Raw genomic sequence first — 15,299 nt, forward strand, 5'->3', positions numbered from 1 at the left:
AACTATGAAACAGAAACGTTCTTGAGCGATCAAGAACCCTCGCCCGATAGGGCGGGGAGTGTCAGTTTAACGAGAAAATCCCCAAGCCCCGAATATCCTGATAGAAACCGCCCGGAATGGTTCCGGGCAGTGATGTTCAGGAGAAGAAACTGTGTGGGCTCAGTTTGCCTGAAGGGTTGGAATCGTGAGTGTTGATTGCTTCTGGCGACTGAACTCGAAATCAATAAAGTAATTGTCGCTTGTAGGTCTCTTATACTGAGGGTCCTTAGTATCTATAGCCAACACAACCCGGTGCCCTTCCGGTACATCGTAAGCTGTGGTGACCAGCTCGAAGGACATTTCAATTTTTTGTCCGGGTTCGGCCTGAGGCAAGGTTGATACACCGTGGGTGATCAATCTTGCATTACCCAAACTGTCCATGTCATAGAGATAGCCCACCAGTTGTGCCTTGTCATAGTGTGGTTGTACGACAAGGTTAACGGTCGGATTACCCCTTATTTTCATGACGTTCTGCAGCTTATCGGTGTTGAAATAAATGCCTCTGAAATCGGATGCGGCGTAAATGTTAGTGACGACCGGGACTTCAAGCTGCTCCAGAAGTTGTGAAAGAACAGGAATCTGGGTACTGAATAAACTACCCGTCCAGGAGTTGATAGTGTTGTCTTTTGACATCCAGAACGGTGGTTCATAGGGATAGGTTTCCAAATCGCCGTTATCAAATGCAGACCTTGGATGAAGATAGTACTTCTGCTCTGCAGCTTCTTTTATTGGAAAACCGTCGAACCCTTCATACCGGTCCTGGAACTTTACTTTCATCTGAAACGGACTGGCCTGACTCAGTTCGTTACTTTCACCCTTCAGGTGAATGTCGAACCATTGGTAGACATTGTTCCAGATTCTGTCTTCACCAATGCCCAACAGCGGAGGCAACAGCTCTGCCGTTGCATGGGTTCCGGTCAGCAGATCGATATATTTGGGGGTACTCAGCTGGCTGTACATCTCAAGCAGAGAGTTTGCCTGGAAAAGGTTATCGCCATAAGCTTTGGCAAAATAGACGGCAGTATTATTCTGATTCAGTTGCTCGACGTAGCTGATCGGAGACCTTTCATCTGCCCACTCGATAACGGCAGGTAACTGATCCAGCTTTTGGTTTTTAATGATGTTCCAGTTTTCAGCAATGATCGGATCGGGACTGCCTTGGAGGTCAGATAACAAAATCAGTAATTCTCCCCAGGCCAGTCTGGGGGTTTGATTGCCGTAGAGTGCTTCCAGCAAGCTTCCCCAGCTGCTCATGGCGGCAACGGCTTTGACCCGTTCATCGTGAGCAGCTCCGATCAGGCTGATACCTGAGCCATAAGAGATACCCGCAGTACCAACCGCATTGGGGTTTACAGGGTAGTTATTCAGTAGAAAGTCAATGACCTGACTGTAGTCGGCAATGTCTTTAGGACCAGCCGTGTCAATTTGTCCGGTAGACTCGCCAAAGCCCCGGGTAGAATAGCTAAGAACAATATATCCTCGTTCAGCCAGTGCTGCAGCTTGTTGCAGGTACTGGTACTCATTCATCCCCCAACTGTTAATAAATACGACAGCGGGTGCAGACCCGGTAAGTTGGGTGGGTACAAAGATATTAGCGGTCAGTTCTACGCCATCATTGGTCAGAATGACAATATCATCATCGGTAGTGTAGCGGTCAGACTCTGGAAACTTTCCATTGTTCAGCAATCCGGCAGCGAACTGAAACAGTGGCTGTATGGATGCGAAGGAATAGAGAGGGAAGAGAGACAGTGCTAGATGAAGAACCAGCAGCTTGAGTAGCCGTTTCGACATGGAGTTACCTTTGTTATTATTTTTATATTGTTTTTTGTTGTTTTTATATTTTTTTCACCCGCAATTGAATCTCGACGATTACCGTTGCGTTTCAACGGGGTGCAACTCATCATACACAGGTTTTAAGTGGGTGTGTACTAACTTATTGGTGCTATCAAAAAACAGCAATGGGCGCCCATGGTTTCAGTCGCAAGAAGGATTAACTGGAAAAGACATACTTTTCCCGCTTGACCTGCCTTGGTCCAAAGCCCAGCTCTTTCAGTTCTGCGGAAGCATCGTCAATCATGGCAGGGTTGCCACACAGGTAAACCAGGTCTTTTTCGGGTGTAAGATTCAGTTGTGGAAACTGATTCTGAAGGTAACCCGGGTATTCGTTGGCGGAGGAGTTCAGTGACTTTTCCCTGCTATAACAGGCCCTGTATTCTATGGATTCGGATAAAGCAGCAAGGTCACGAAAATCCTGCTCGTAAATCATATCGGCCCTGTCTCTTACACCCATCAAAACAAGAATCTGAGTACCTTCACTGGCCAGTTTTTTCAGTTCAGGTACCATGGCCCGGTAGGGTGCAAGACCTGTTCCGGTACCTGCCAGTATGATGCGTCCGTCGTGTTGTTTCGGTACGGTGAGTACACCGAAAGGCCCGCCGATGGACAGTTCCAGACCCGCTTCTGCTTCACTGAACAGAGAAGAGGCAACCCCCCCTTTAACAAAGCTAATGGCTATTTCAAGCTGTTGAGAGTTTTGGAAAGACTCGGGTGAATTGGCAATGCTGTAACTTCTCTTATAGTCCTGTCCCTGGAAGGAGAAGTGCAACTGCACAAATTGTCCGGGCTGATAGTCAAAACCGGCCTCTAACCTGAAGTCCAGTTGTACGGAGTTCTGACTGAGCTGGTGTTTGGCTGTCAGGGTTGCTGGATAGAGTGGGCGTGGCATTTCGAACTCCTTGAGCGTATTAAATAGGAACTCATTAATCTGTCTCGGGGATTTCCATTAATGTTTTAATATCAAATGAAAGTTTTTGTTTCTTGAAGAAACAGCTTCATAAGGTTCAAACTCTTTCCCGGTGCAAAAGGGAGTACCCTCGTCAAGGTTAATGCCCTGAGAGTGACTTTTCAACAGGATTCACCTCTCCACGAGGCAAATACAGATTAGTCTCATCACACATCAGAGCTTCAGAAATAAATAAACAGTTTTCAAATTTAAGGTCTACTTTTATGCATTATCAATAAAATCTTCAGGAAAATTCGATCATGAAAAATGCAGGGCCTCTGACTATGGTTTGCCTGTTTTTTTTATTCATCTTGTCTGTCATTTTGCCGCTTTCTGGTCACTGTGCTTTTTATACCAGCCTGTTGAACTGGTCAGGTTGGGGAAGCTTCTCCAAAGTCACTGAGACATCGGGGGAGATTAATAAACTATCGTTCAGAGATAACAAACCGCCCCTCCTTCTTACTTATGATCGCAAGGCGGTTGACGAGAACGTTAAAACAGTTTCTGAACTGGCGGACAATCAGCTGTATGTCATTCTTGATAGTCAACCGGGCGATCAATTTAATTTTTGTTTCAGGACGCCCCCCGCATTGTCGACAGGAAATTATCCCACCCCCCCGGTCATTAAAAAGCCTGTAACGGGTCAGGGCATGCCAGATATACAAAATGGAAGCGTGATACGGGTTGCATCGAAACCCGACAGTGGTCGCTGGCAGCATGAGTACTCGGTCAGATGGCGTTTACCGGCTGGTCATCAATCGTTGGTTTTGACTATTGAAGATAATGAGAATGGATGGGTTATAGAACCGCAATGCAGTGGTCTTTTTTCAGAAAGCGCTGCTTTACCTTCGTCATCGGGCATTAATACGTCAGCTAACAAAAAAACATCATTTGTCGATATTTTTTACCGCAATAAACAAGCTGTAAAAAATGGGCCTGGTAATTCTGACGTCAGCAGCCGTTTCAGTGGCATACCCGGAGCCCCTGATACTGGCGATAACAGCAAACCCTATACAAGCTCTGGTGGTGGCGGTGTTGGCGGCAGCGATGATTTAGACGATCTATTCAAAAAAAGGCCGGGCAGTGGGATGGGCCCTCTTTACTCCTTTGAATGGACCAGTGAGCATGTCAGCAGAATGATCCTGATACCCGGTACTGACGGCCAGGCCGTAAAAAAACAGATTTGGGATACCCGGATTGTGCTCAAAATAAAGCAGGGTTGGAATGAGCAGGCAATCATTATTTCGCGGGAACTTTGGGATAAAATAAGAGGTGCAAATCTTGAAAGGAGTTCAGGGCTTTTTCTGGCACTGTCCAGAAATCCCGATAATCCGGAGGCCGTATTTGATCATTACCTGAACAGTAACCTGGCACAACCGCTACAAACAGCAGACTACCATCGTTATGCACAGCAAGAGCTCATTCTCAGTCCCAAACAATTACTCAGCGTGTCCGTTTTTCCGGGCTACGTCCCTACAGGGATCGGCCATTCCGGAGGAACCACTCAGGCTGGAAAGCAAACGGCCAACGTTGGACCACCCTCTTGCGCCCAGTCTCAACGAGAGTATGGTCGTCAACATCAAGGCAGCCGCAGAGGAAGTGAGAGTGATGGAGATGATGGGTCAGGTGGGTCATCAGACAATGGTTTATGCCAGATTTGTAATAAACCTGTACTCGCCTTCGATAAATGCAAAGAATGTCTGGATCGTGAATCCGGTGAACTTGAGCAGGAACCGACTGAAGAAATGCTCCCTGCAACAGGACAAGACAAGGAAGTACCTGGGTCAGGAAACATTCTCGCTGAGCAGGAATCGACGGAAGAGCTGTCTGCTGCAACAGGACAAGACAGTGAAGAACCTGTGTCAGGCACAGAAGAGGCTGATCCTTCAGCAATCCAGGTATTTGAATGGTTCAAAACGTTGGATTCAAATGGAAAACAGAGAGATGATTGTTTTCGCACTAATGATAACTATAAGCTCCCGGAACTTTATAGACTTTTAACGCAAAGTTTTGTATCAGATAAAAATGCGCTAAGTAAATTTCATTCGAAATGGGTTAAATTTTTAAATGGCAGTATGGGTCTTTATCACCTTATTTCAGAAGTCGGTGAATTGGCAAAATCCCAGGGAATTGAAGATTATGTTGAGGTGGCAAGAATTGTTAAAGCACTTGCTATTAACAGGGATGAGTTTGAGAACGAAACCAGTTGGAAACAATTCAGAAACGAATTGCTGGACTACTTGACGACTAATAATCTTTTGGCTTCTGATGACCCGGGCAAAGTTTTTTATTCTGGATTAGATCAGAAAGAGAAAGCAGAATTAATTAATTTTATTTTTGAAATATTTTTTGATGTGAGTTTGTGGCTAAATAATGAAAAAGTCCCATCAAGATTTATAACAATAGCAATGTTAAATAAATTAGCCAGAGATGTTTATGCTAAGTATGGTTTTGGTCTTCCGGATACGGATATGGATTATGAGAACTTATCAGGAATTATTATGTGGGGCTGTGGGAGTTGTGGTCAACATTCTTTTATTACTCGATATAACAGGAAATATTTAGGTAGATTTGCCAGTGAAACACTTCATTTTATGGGGTTAAGAGTTACTATCAATGAATCTGGAGATTTTCTTGATGTCGAAGCTATGTTTACTGCAATGGCTCTTATAAGGTCAATGCACGGACAGCGTTTAAGAGATATGTTTCCTGAGCATGTCAGTTTTGCTGAAGGTGTACCCAGTGAGCAACTTGAGCTTTTAGAAAACTTTAGCATTAAAGCCAACGAACAGCTTGTTAAGCATCTGGAAGCTGCTGAGCCTGAAAAAAAAGACAAATTTATACGTAGTATGTTTTTGATCTTTGGTATGGTTCCCAGAGAACTATCTAATGAGCTATCTAATGAGCTATCAGATCCCGAAACTGTTCCGTCAACCTAAGCCGTTGCATACGCCACCGCAGATCTAACTTTGGATTCTACCAACTTTGAAACCTGCAGGCCGGGCTTGCAGGGCAAGCCTCTTGTGCTATTTTTCAATCCCCCGTCGTTTACGGTGGATAAGATGTCAGCTCACATACTTCACGGACAATACGGGCCACAGCACTTCTCCATGGGCGGGCATGTACGCCAAAAGTGTTCAGCACCTTATTGGAAGATAGGGTGCCATTGGCGGGAGGTTTGATGCCTTCCCTGGATTCGATGTTGGCCATGATCAGCTTTCGGACGCTCAGGTCGCGATGCTGGGAAGCCTCAGCAATAAGAATTTCGGCGAAGTTGCTTTCAGAAACCGACTCTGTGGTGGAGTAGTGGTAAGTGCCCCAGGTCTGGGCGCCACAATCGAGTTGTTGAACCATGGCGATAATAATCCGGGCAGCATCGTCAGCCGGTGTCGGGCAACCCAGCTGGTCCGGAGTTACATAGACTTCCTTGTTAACCAGCATCTGTTCCGCCAGTCTTCTAAGCATGTTGGGACGACGCGCACTGATGATCCACGACAGACGCAGAATGATATGCCGCTCACAGCGTTCACGGATTTGTTGCTCCGCCTGAAGCCTGCTGTTACCGAGAACACCGATGGGGTTGGTAGGATCTTTTTCGTTATAAGGTTCCTGCTTGGTACCGTCAAATACCCTGTAACTTGACAGCTGAAACAGAATAATGCCTTGACGCTGGCAGCAGTCTGCCAATTCTGCAACGGCGTCTCTGTTGATACTGAAACAGCGGGAAGGCTCATTCTCGGCCTTGACCGGGTTGTTATAGGCCGCAGCATTGATGACCAGATCTGGCTGGTGGCGGTTGAGACAGCTCTGAATCTGATCGGGCCTGGATAAGTCCAGTTCCGTTCTGTCCGGCGCGTGCCAGGGAATACCTTTCTCTGTCAGTCTTTTGCAGACTTCATGGCCGACCTGGCCGGTTTGACCGATGACCAGTACTTTCATACTTGGATTCCAATATCACAGGCTTAATGATTAAAAGGCTATTGAAGCACGAATAGCTGTCCAGGGGCACAGGCGTTTGAGTGTTTTGTCAGAAAACATGTTTGTTTTCCTGATCTATCCTTCCTCTCTGTAAACCGGAATGCAGGGATAGAATTATTAAACACTCACCCTTTGCGACACTGCTGTCACTGCTACTGTCGTTGTCTGTTATCTGTCAGGCCGGATCGTTGACAAGACGTTTTGTTGTTGAGCTTGAACGGGATGCAGGCTCCCCAGAACAAAACTTTTCTATAAAACGTGACTGGCATACGTTGCCAGGTAACACATCAGATATTGTCCACATAAACGACTATGCAGAACCCGATTTGTCACCTGATAAAAAACGACATAGTTCATCTGGTTATGGAATAGAAAAGACCATCATTGAGTCGATTTCGTGGCAATGGCTTTACGCTTCGAATCTGCTGATTGCTTACGAACTGTTCGTTACCACAAAAGTGACCCCCATGATCGCCGAGCTTTGTCTATGGCTGCCTTTGGAAGTGCCTGTCGCTGTTGCCTGGCTTTTAAAAAACTATTGGAAGCCTCATACACAGCTGTTTAGCCTAATTGAACAACAGGCGACATCTTTGTTGACACGGTGGGGGCACCGGTTTGCAACCATCACCGCAGTGTTTGGCTCTGGAGAGAACCCACCACAATACCAGTCTTCGGAATCATCAGGCCAGCCAGCTTCAAAAGCCACCCTGCCGCCTATAAGCCCTTTTGTCAGACCCCTTAATAATGACTATAACGGTGGAAACGGAGGCGATCAGCAACACCAGCACACCTTGGGTTTAAATTGTTTTATTCATCCCTGTCATGGCTTTTGTCAATTGCAGCCTTTGTCCGAAAGTAGCGAGCCTGCTGAATGGCCCCTGAACACCCTGGAAGGCTCATGCGTTCACCTGGCTACCGGACACTGCTCAAGTTGCATGAGGCATTTTGATCTTGCATATGCCGGGGAGTCCCATCAAAACCCTTTTTTCAATAAATTGCATTATCTTTCTGGCATTCAGCTCCCGTTCGAATCTGAGCCACCCTTTGATGGCATTGATGGCATTGATGGCATTGATGGCATTGATGGTCACCTTACAGACTTAATTCAGAATGCCATTGACGCTAACGGATCATTCAATAATGATGTGCCAATGCTCAGACATTCGTCTTCCATTGCTAATGATTTGGCGGTCATCAATGGATCACTCGATCTACAGCGTCTTTTCAAAAAAGACCAGCTGGCCTTTACGCTTACCCCCTCAGAAACACAACAAAACTCCTCTAAGTCATCCCAATTGGATCAGAGACAACCTCATCTTTCACGGACAGGCAGAGCGCAGGCTAAAGCCTGCAGTGCTAAAAAAGTCTGTGAGGTGACCCTGATCGGGGAGGGCGGCCAGCAGCGGCCATGCGGAAAGCTTTACAAAGATGCTAAGGCCCTGATAAATCACAAAAGCAAATGCCATACCGGGCAACGAACCTGTGAAGTGATTGTGGTCGGGGAGGACGGCCAGCAACGGCCATGCGGGAATGTCTGCAAGAATGCTAAAGCCCTGATGAATCATAAAAGAGGCAAACACTCCGGGCAACGAACCTGCGCAGTGGTTATGTTTGGGGAGGGTGGCCAGCAGCGACCCTGCGGGAAGGTCTTTAAGAGCTCTGGAGCTCTGTCGGACCACAAAAGTAAATACCACAGCGGGCAACAAACCTGTAATGTGATCGCGATCGGGGAGGATGGTCAGCAGCGGCCATGCGGGCGGCTCTGCAAGAATACCAGTGCACTGAGATATCACAAAATTAAATACCACAGCAGGCAAGAAGCCTGTGAAGTGAGCGTGGTCGGGGAGGATGGTCTGCAGCGGCCATGCGGGAAGGTCTGTAAGAGTGCTGCTGTCTTGTCGGATCACAAAAGTAAATACCACACCGGGCAATAAAACAGTAAAGTGATCGTATTCGGGGAGGATTTTCAGTGGCAGCTATGCAGGAAAGTCTGCATGAATGCCAGAGTTATGTCGTATCACAAAAAAATCGCCCACAGACAGCAACAACACTGTAACCTGACCGTTGTCGATGATGGCCAGCAACAGTCGTCCGGGATGCTCTGCAAAAAAACTCAAGCTCTATCAGATCACAAAAGAAGAGACCGAAAACGCAAGCATGCTTTGGGCGAGGAGGATGAACTCAGTCCTTCTGCAGATTAAGTGAATAAGTGTGATTACCAGGGGAAGCTAACGGACTGATACCTGTCAATGCCCCGGAAGCTTGTCGGACTTAAGCGTCCTCGTTACGGGATCGCCCGGGTGCGCTATTCCCGCTCAGACTCGCAGGGGGCACAGGAGTACGATTTTTGAGCGGTTTGACAGAAAACATGTTTATTTTCTTGATCTATCCTTCCTCTCTGTAAACCGGAATGCAGAGATAGAATTATTAAGCACTCACTCTTTGCGGTAATGTTGCTGCTACTGTCGTTGTCTGTCATCTGTCAGGCAGGATCGTTGACAAGACGTTTTGTTGTGGAGATTGAACGGGATGCAGGCTCCCCAAAACAAAATTTTTCTATAAAGCACGGCTGGCATACGTTGTCGGGCAACCCATCAGATATTGCCCACATAAATGACTATGCAGAATCAGATTTGCCAACTGATAAAAAACGACATAGGACTCATGGTTATGGAATAGAAAAGACCATCATTGAGTCGATTTCATGGCAATGGCTTTACGCTTCGAATCTGCTGATTGCTTACGAACTGTTCGTTACCACAAAATTGACACCCATGGGCGCCGAGCCTTATTCATGGCTGCCTTTGGAATTGCCTGTCGCTGTTGCCTGGCTTTTAAAAAACTATTGGAAGCCTGATACACGGCTGTTTAGCCCTATTGAACAACAGGCGACATCTATGTTGACACGAGAGAATCACCGGTTTGCGGCCATCACAGCAGTGTTTGGCTCCGCAGAGAACTCACCACAATACCAGTCGTCAGAATCATCCGGCCAGCAAGCCTCAAAAGCCAGCCTGCCGTCTATAAGCTCTTTTGTCAGACCCCTGAATAATGACTATAGCGGCGGAAACGGAGGCGAACAGCAACACCTGCACACTTTGGGTTTAAATTGTTTCATTCATCCCTGTCATGGCTTTTGTCATTTGCACCCCTTGCCCGAGAGCACAGAGCCCGCTGAATTGCCCCTGAATACCCTCGAAAGTTCATGCGTTCACTTGGCTACCGGACACTGCTCAGGTTGCATGAATCATTTTGATCCTGCATATGTTACGGAGTCCCGTCAAAAACCTTTTTTCAATTCATTGAATGATCTTTCTGACATTCAGTTCCCATTCGATTCTGAGCTACCCTTTGATGACATTGATGATAATGTTGCAGACTTAATCCAGAATGCCATTGACGCTAATGAGTCACTTGATGGTGATGTGCCAATGCTCAGGCATCTGCCTTTCATTGCTGATGATTCAATGGTCATCAATGGGTCACTCGATCTGCAGCGTCTTTTCAAAGAAGACGAGCTGGCCTTTACGCTTACCCCTTCAGAAACACAACAAACCACCTCTAAATCATCCCAATTGACTCAGAGACAACCTCATCTTTCCCGGGCAAGCGCAGCACAGGCTAAAGCCGACAGCACTCAAAGTGTCTGTGAGTTGACCGTGGTCGGGCAGGACGGCCAGCAGCGACCATGCGGGAGGGTCTTTAAGAGTGATCGAGTCCTGGTGAATCACAAAAGCAAATGCCATACCGGGAAAAAAGTTTGTGGCCTGACCGTGGTCGGGGAGGACGGCCAGCAGCGGCCATGCCGGAAGGTCTGCAAGGATGCCAGATCCTTATCGACGCACAAAAGCACATACCACACCGAGCAAAAAGTCTGTGGCCTGACCGTGGTCGGGGAGGACGGCCAGCAGCGGCCATGCGGAAAGCTTTGCAAGAATGCTAAAGTCCTGACGGATCATAAAAGTAGATACCACAGAGGGCAACGAACCTGTGAATTGATTGTGTTCGGGAAGGATGGTCAGCAGGGGCCATGCGGAAAGCTCTTCAAGAGTGCTCAAGCCCTGTTGAATCACAGAAGAGGAGAACACACCGAGCGACAATCCTGTGAAGTGATCATGTTCACGGAGGATGGCCAACAGCGACCATGTGGGAAGGTCTTTAAGAACGCCAGAGCCCTTTCGGACCACAAAAGTAAATTCCACAGCGGGCAAGAAGCCTGTAAAGTGAGCGTGGTTGGGGAGGATGGTCAGCGGCGGTCATGCGGGCAGCTGTGTAAGAATGTCAGAGCGCTGATATATCACAAAATTCACTACCATGGCAGGCAAGAACTCTGTAAAGTGGGCGTGGTCGGAGAGGATGGTCGCCAGCGGCCATGCGGGCAGATCTGTATGAATGCCAGAGACCTGTCGAGACATAAAGGCACATGCCACACCAGACAACAAACCTGTGACTTAACCGTTATCGGGGAGGACGGCCAGCAGCGGCCATGCGGAAAGCTTTGCAAGAGTTCTTCAGCCCTGAAGACTCATAAAAGAAGCGAACACTCCGGGCAACAAATCTGCGAAGTGATCATGTTTGAAGAGGATGGCCAGCAGCGACCATGCGGTAAGGTCCTTAAGAATATCAGAGCCCTCTGGAACCACAAAAGTAAATACCACAGCGGGCAACGAACCTGTAAAGTGATCGTGTCCGGGGAGGATGGTCAGCAGCGGCCATGCGGGAAACTCTGCAAGAATGCTAATTACCTGTTATATCACAAAAGTAAATACCACAGCCGTCAAAAAACCTGTGAAGTGATCCTCTTTGGCGAGGATGGTCAGCAGCGACCATGCGGGAAGGTCTTTAAGAGTGCTGCAACCCTGTCGAACCACAAAGTTGAATACCACAGAGTGCAACAAACCTGTAAAGTGACCGTGGTCGGGGAGGATGGTCAGCGGCGGCCTTGTGGTGAGCTCTGCGAGAATGTTAAGACCCTGTCGAATCACAAAAACACATGCCACACCGAGCAAAAAACCTGTGTCTTGATTATGGTCGGGGAGGATGGTCAGCAGCGACCATGCGGGAAGGTCTATAAGAGTGCTGAAGCCCTGTCGGACCACAAAACCAGATACCACGGCGGGCAAGAAACCTGTAAAGTGAATGTGCTCGGGGAGGATGGTCAGCAGCGGTTATGTGGGCAGCTCTGCAAGAATGCCAGAGCACTGGCATACCACAAAATTAAATACCACGGCAAGCAAGAAACCTGTAAAGTGAACGTCTTCAGGGAGGATGGTCAGCAGCGGCCATGCGGGCAGCTCTGCATGAATGCTCAAGCCCTGTCGAGACACAAAAGCAGATGCCACACCGGGGAGCAAACCTGTGACTCAACCAAGATAGGGGAGGATGGCCAGCAGCGACCCTGCGGGAAGGTCTGTAAAAGTGCTGCTGCCTTGTCGGATCACAAAAGTAAATACCACTGCGGGCAGCAAAGCTGTAAAGTGAGCCTGGTTGGGGAGGATGGTCAGCAGCAGCCATGCGGGAAAGTCTGCAAGAATGCCAAAGCTCTGTTGAGACACAAAAGAAACGCCCACAGAGAGCAACAACACTGTAAACTGACCATAATCGAGGATGGCCAGCAGCAGTCGTCAGGGGAGGTCTGCAAAAAACCTGAAGTTCTATCAGATCACGAAAGAAAAGGTCGAAAACGCAAGCCTGCTGATCTGGTCGAGGACGATGAACTCAGTCCTCCGAGAGGTAAAGTGAATAAGTTTAATTACCAGTGGAAGCTGACGGACTAATACCTGTCAACGCCCCGGGAGCTTATCGGGCTTAAGCGTCCTCTATACAGAGTCGCCCGCGCTATTCCCGTTCAGACTCCCAGGGGGGACAGGAGTATGATGTTTGAGCGTTTTAGCAGAAGCCAGGTTTATTTCCCTGATCTATCCTTCCTCTCTGTAAACCGGAATGCAGAGATAGAATTATTAAACACCCACCCTTTGCGACGCTGCTGTCACTGCTACTGTCGTTGTCTGTCATCTGTCAGGCCGGATCGTTGACAAGACGTTTTATTGTCGAGCTTGAACAGGATGCAGGCTCCCCAAAACAAAACTCTTCTGTAAAACGTGACTGGCATACGTTGTCGGGCAACCCATCAGATGTTGCCCACATAAACGACTATGAAGAACCATATTTGCCACCTGATAAAAGACGACATAGTTCATCTTGTTATGGAATGGAAAAGACCAGCATTGAGTCGATTTCGTGGCAATGGCTTTACGCTTCGAATCTGCTGATTGCTTATGGACTGTTCGTTACCACAAAAGTGACCCTCATGAGTGACGAGCCTTATTTATGGCTGCCTTTGGAAGTGCCTGTCGCTGTTGCCTGGCTTTTTAAAAACTATTGGAACCCTGATATACGGCTGTTTAGCCCAATTGAACAACAGGCGACATCTTTGTTGATACGCTGGGGGGAACGGCTTGCAACCATCATCACTGTGTTTGGTTCTGGAGAGAACTCACCACAATACCAGTCGTCAGAATCATCCAGCCAGCAAGCCACAAAAGCCACACTGCCGTCTATAAGCTCTTTTATCAGGCCCCTGAATAATGACTATAGCGGCGGAAATGGAGGCGATCAGCAACACCAGCACACCCTGGGTTTAAATTGTTTTATTCATCCCTGTCATGGCTTTTGTCAATTGCAGCCCCTGTCCGATAGCAGCAGGCCCGCTGAATGGCCACTGAATACCATGGAAAGCTCATGCGTTCACCAGACTACTGGACACTGCTCAAGTTGTATGAGGCATTTTGATCCTGAATATGCTGCGGAGTTCCGTCAAAACCCTCTTATCAATACATTGCATGAACTTTCTGACATTCAGCTCCTATTGGATTCTGATCCACTATTTGGTGGCAGTGATGGTAACCTCACAGACTTAATCCATGATGCCATTGACGCTCCCGGGTCACTCAATGATGATGTGCCAATGCTCGGGCATCTGTCTTCCATTGCCGATGATATTGCGGTCATTAATGGGTCACTCGATCTAGAGCATCTTTTCAAAGAAGACGAGCAGGCCTTTACGCTTAGCCCTTCAGAAATACAACAAACCACCGCTGAGTCATCCGAATTGGCGCAAAGCCAACCTCATCTTTCCCGGACAGGCGCAGTAAAGGCTAAAGCCGAAAGAGCTCAAAAAGCCTGTGAGGTGACCGTGGTCGGGGAGGACGGCCAGCAGCGGCCATGCGGGAAGTTCTTTAAGAGTGATGGAGCCCTGGCGAATCACAAGAGCAAATACCATACCGGGCAAAAAGTCTGTGGTCAGAGCGTGGTCGGGGAGGATGGCCAGCAGCGACCATGCGGTAAGGTCCTTAAGAACATTAAAGCCCTCTGGGGCCACAAAAGTAAATGCCACAGCGGGCAACAAACCTGTAAAGTGATCGTGTTCGTGGAGGGTGGTCAGCAGCGGCCATGCGGGTGGCTCTGCAAGAATGCCAGTGCACTGAATTATCACAAAACTAAATACCACAGCGTGCAACAAACCTGTGAAGTGACTGTAGTCGGGGAGGATGGTCAGCAGCGACCATGCGGGAAGGTCTGTAAGAATGCTGGAGTCCTGTCGAGCCATAAAAGTGAATACCACAGAGGGCAACAAATCTGTAAAGTGACCGTGGTCGGGGAGGATGGTCAACAGCGGCCATGCGGGAAGCTCTGCAAGAATGTTAAGACCCTGTCGAATCACAAAAACACATGGCACACCGGGCAAAAAACCTGTGTCTTGATTATGGTCGGGGAGGATGGTCAGCAGCGACCATGCGGGAAGGTCTGTAAGAATACCGTAGCCCTGTTAGACCACAAAAGTAATTACCACAGCGGGCAAGAAGCCTGTAAAGTGAACCTGCTCGGGGATGATGGTCAGCAGCGGCCATGCGGGCGGCTCTGCAAGAATGCCAGAGCACTGAGATATCACAAAATTAAACACCACAGCAGGCAAGAATCCTGTACAGTGAACGTGTTCAGGGAGGATGGTCAGCAGCGACCATGCGGGCAGCTCTGCATCAATGCTCATGCCCTGTCGATCCACAAAAGCATATGCCACACCGGGGAACAAACCTGTGACTCAACCGTGATAGGGAAGGATGGCCAGCAGCGACCATGCAGGAAAGTCTGCAAGAATGCTAAAGCCCTGTCGAATCACAAAACAAAAGTCCACAGCAAGCAACAACACTGGCAGCTAACCGTAATCGAGGATGGTCGACAGACGGTCTGCAAAAAACCTCAAGTTCTATCAAATCACAAAAGAAGAGATCGAAAACGCAAGCATCCTGTGGGCGAGGACGATGAACTCAGTCCTCCTGCAGATAAAGTGAATAAGTGTGATTACCAGGGGAAGCTGACGGACTGATATCTATCAACGCTCCGGGAGCTTATCGGACTTAAGTGTCCTCTGCACGGGGTCGCCTGGACGGGGTCGCCTGGATGCGCTATTTTTTGTCAGACTGCCAGTAAGCATAGGAGC

At 48.1% G+C, this 15,299-nt stretch carries 8 protein-coding genes; 5 read left to right on the forward strand and 3 right to left on the reverse strand.

The window, feature by feature from the left end; translation table 11 throughout:
- Window positions 1-159: 159 nt before the first annotated feature.
- On the reverse strand, window positions 160-1,830 hold the full coding sequence (locus tag ACOMHB_RS06260) for an alpha/beta fold hydrolase (protein ID WP_448215930.1): 1,671 nt from the start codon (window positions 1,828-1,830) through the stop codon (window positions 160-162).
- A 199-nt stretch (window positions 1,831-2,029) separates the two neighbouring features.
- A complete protein-coding gene (locus ACOMHB_RS06265; protein WP_448215931.1) occupies window positions 2,030-2,764 on the reverse strand; it encodes an FAD-binding oxidoreductase in 735 nt (244 codons plus the stop codon).
- 317 nt (window positions 2,765-3,081) lie between these two features.
- Between ACOMHB_RS06265 and ACOMHB_RS06270 the strand changes: the two genes are divergently transcribed.
- Entirely contained in the window at window positions 3,082-5,760 is a 2,679-nt protein-coding gene (locus ACOMHB_RS06270) for a hypothetical protein (RefSeq protein WP_448215932.1), read from the forward strand.
- A 109-nt stretch (window positions 5,761-5,869) separates the two neighbouring features.
- Here the strand turns inward: ACOMHB_RS06270 and ACOMHB_RS06275 are convergent, their stop codons facing one another.
- Complete coding sequence (locus tag ACOMHB_RS06275; RefSeq protein ID WP_448215933.1) at window positions 5,870-6,760, reverse strand: SDR family oxidoreductase; 891 nt, start codon at window positions 6,758-6,760, stop codon at window positions 5,870-5,872.
- Window positions 6,761-6,987: 227 nt separating this feature from the next.
- Between ACOMHB_RS06275 and ACOMHB_RS06280 the strand changes: the two genes are divergently transcribed.
- The 4 genes from ACOMHB_RS06280 to ACOMHB_RS06295 all read left to right on the forward strand — a co-directional run bounded on the left by ACOMHB_RS06280 (window position 6,988) and on the right by ACOMHB_RS06295 (window position 15,185).
- Complete coding sequence (locus tag ACOMHB_RS06280) at window positions 6,988-8,733, forward strand: hypothetical protein (RefSeq protein WP_448215934.1); 1,746 nt, start codon at window positions 6,988-6,990, stop codon at window positions 8,731-8,733.
- A 60-nt stretch (window positions 8,734-8,793) separates the two neighbouring features.
- On the forward strand, window positions 8,794-9,000 hold the full coding sequence (locus tag ACOMHB_RS06285; protein ID WP_448215935.1) for a hypothetical protein: 207 nt from the start codon (window positions 8,794-8,796) through the stop codon (window positions 8,998-9,000).
- Between the two features lie 294 nt (window positions 9,001-9,294).
- Window positions 9,295-12,576 carry a hypothetical protein gene (locus ACOMHB_RS06290; RefSeq protein ID WP_448215936.1) on the forward strand — a complete coding sequence of 1,094 codons (3,282 nt, stop codon included), beginning with the start codon at window positions 9,295-9,297 and terminating at the stop codon, window positions 12,574-12,576.
- A 254-nt stretch (window positions 12,577-12,830) separates the two neighbouring features.
- Window positions 12,831-15,185 carry a hypothetical protein gene (locus ACOMHB_RS06295; protein WP_448215937.1) on the forward strand — a complete coding sequence of 785 codons (2,355 nt, stop codon included), beginning with the start codon at window positions 12,831-12,833 and terminating at the stop codon, window positions 15,183-15,185.
- The last annotated feature ends 114 nt before the right edge of the window (window positions 15,186-15,299 follow it).

It is taken from the genome of Endozoicomonas sp. 2B-B, assembly GCF_053470045.1.

What these genes read in the sequence shown, in the direction of transcription:
- ACOMHB_RS06265 (WP_448215931.1), bottom strand. Translation starts at nt 2,764, where the DNA reads ATGCCACGCCCACTCTATCCAGCAACCCTGACAGCCAAACACCAGCTC.
- ACOMHB_RS06260 (WP_448215930.1), bottom strand. Translation starts at nt 1,830, where the DNA reads ATGTCGAAACGGCTACTCAAGCTGCTGGTTCTTCATCTAGCACTGTCT.
- ACOMHB_RS06275 (WP_448215933.1), bottom strand. Translation starts at nt 6,760, where the DNA reads ATGAAAGTACTGGTCATCGGTCAAACCGGCCAGGTCGGCCATGAAGTC.
- ACOMHB_RS06270 (WP_448215932.1), top strand. Translation starts at nt 3,082, where the DNA reads ATGAAAAATGCAGGGCCTCTGACTATGGTTTGCCTGTTTTTTTTATTC.
- ACOMHB_RS06285 (WP_448215935.1), top strand. Translation starts at nt 8,794, where the DNA reads ATGAATGCCAGAGTTATGTCGTATCACAAAAAAATCGCCCACAGACAG.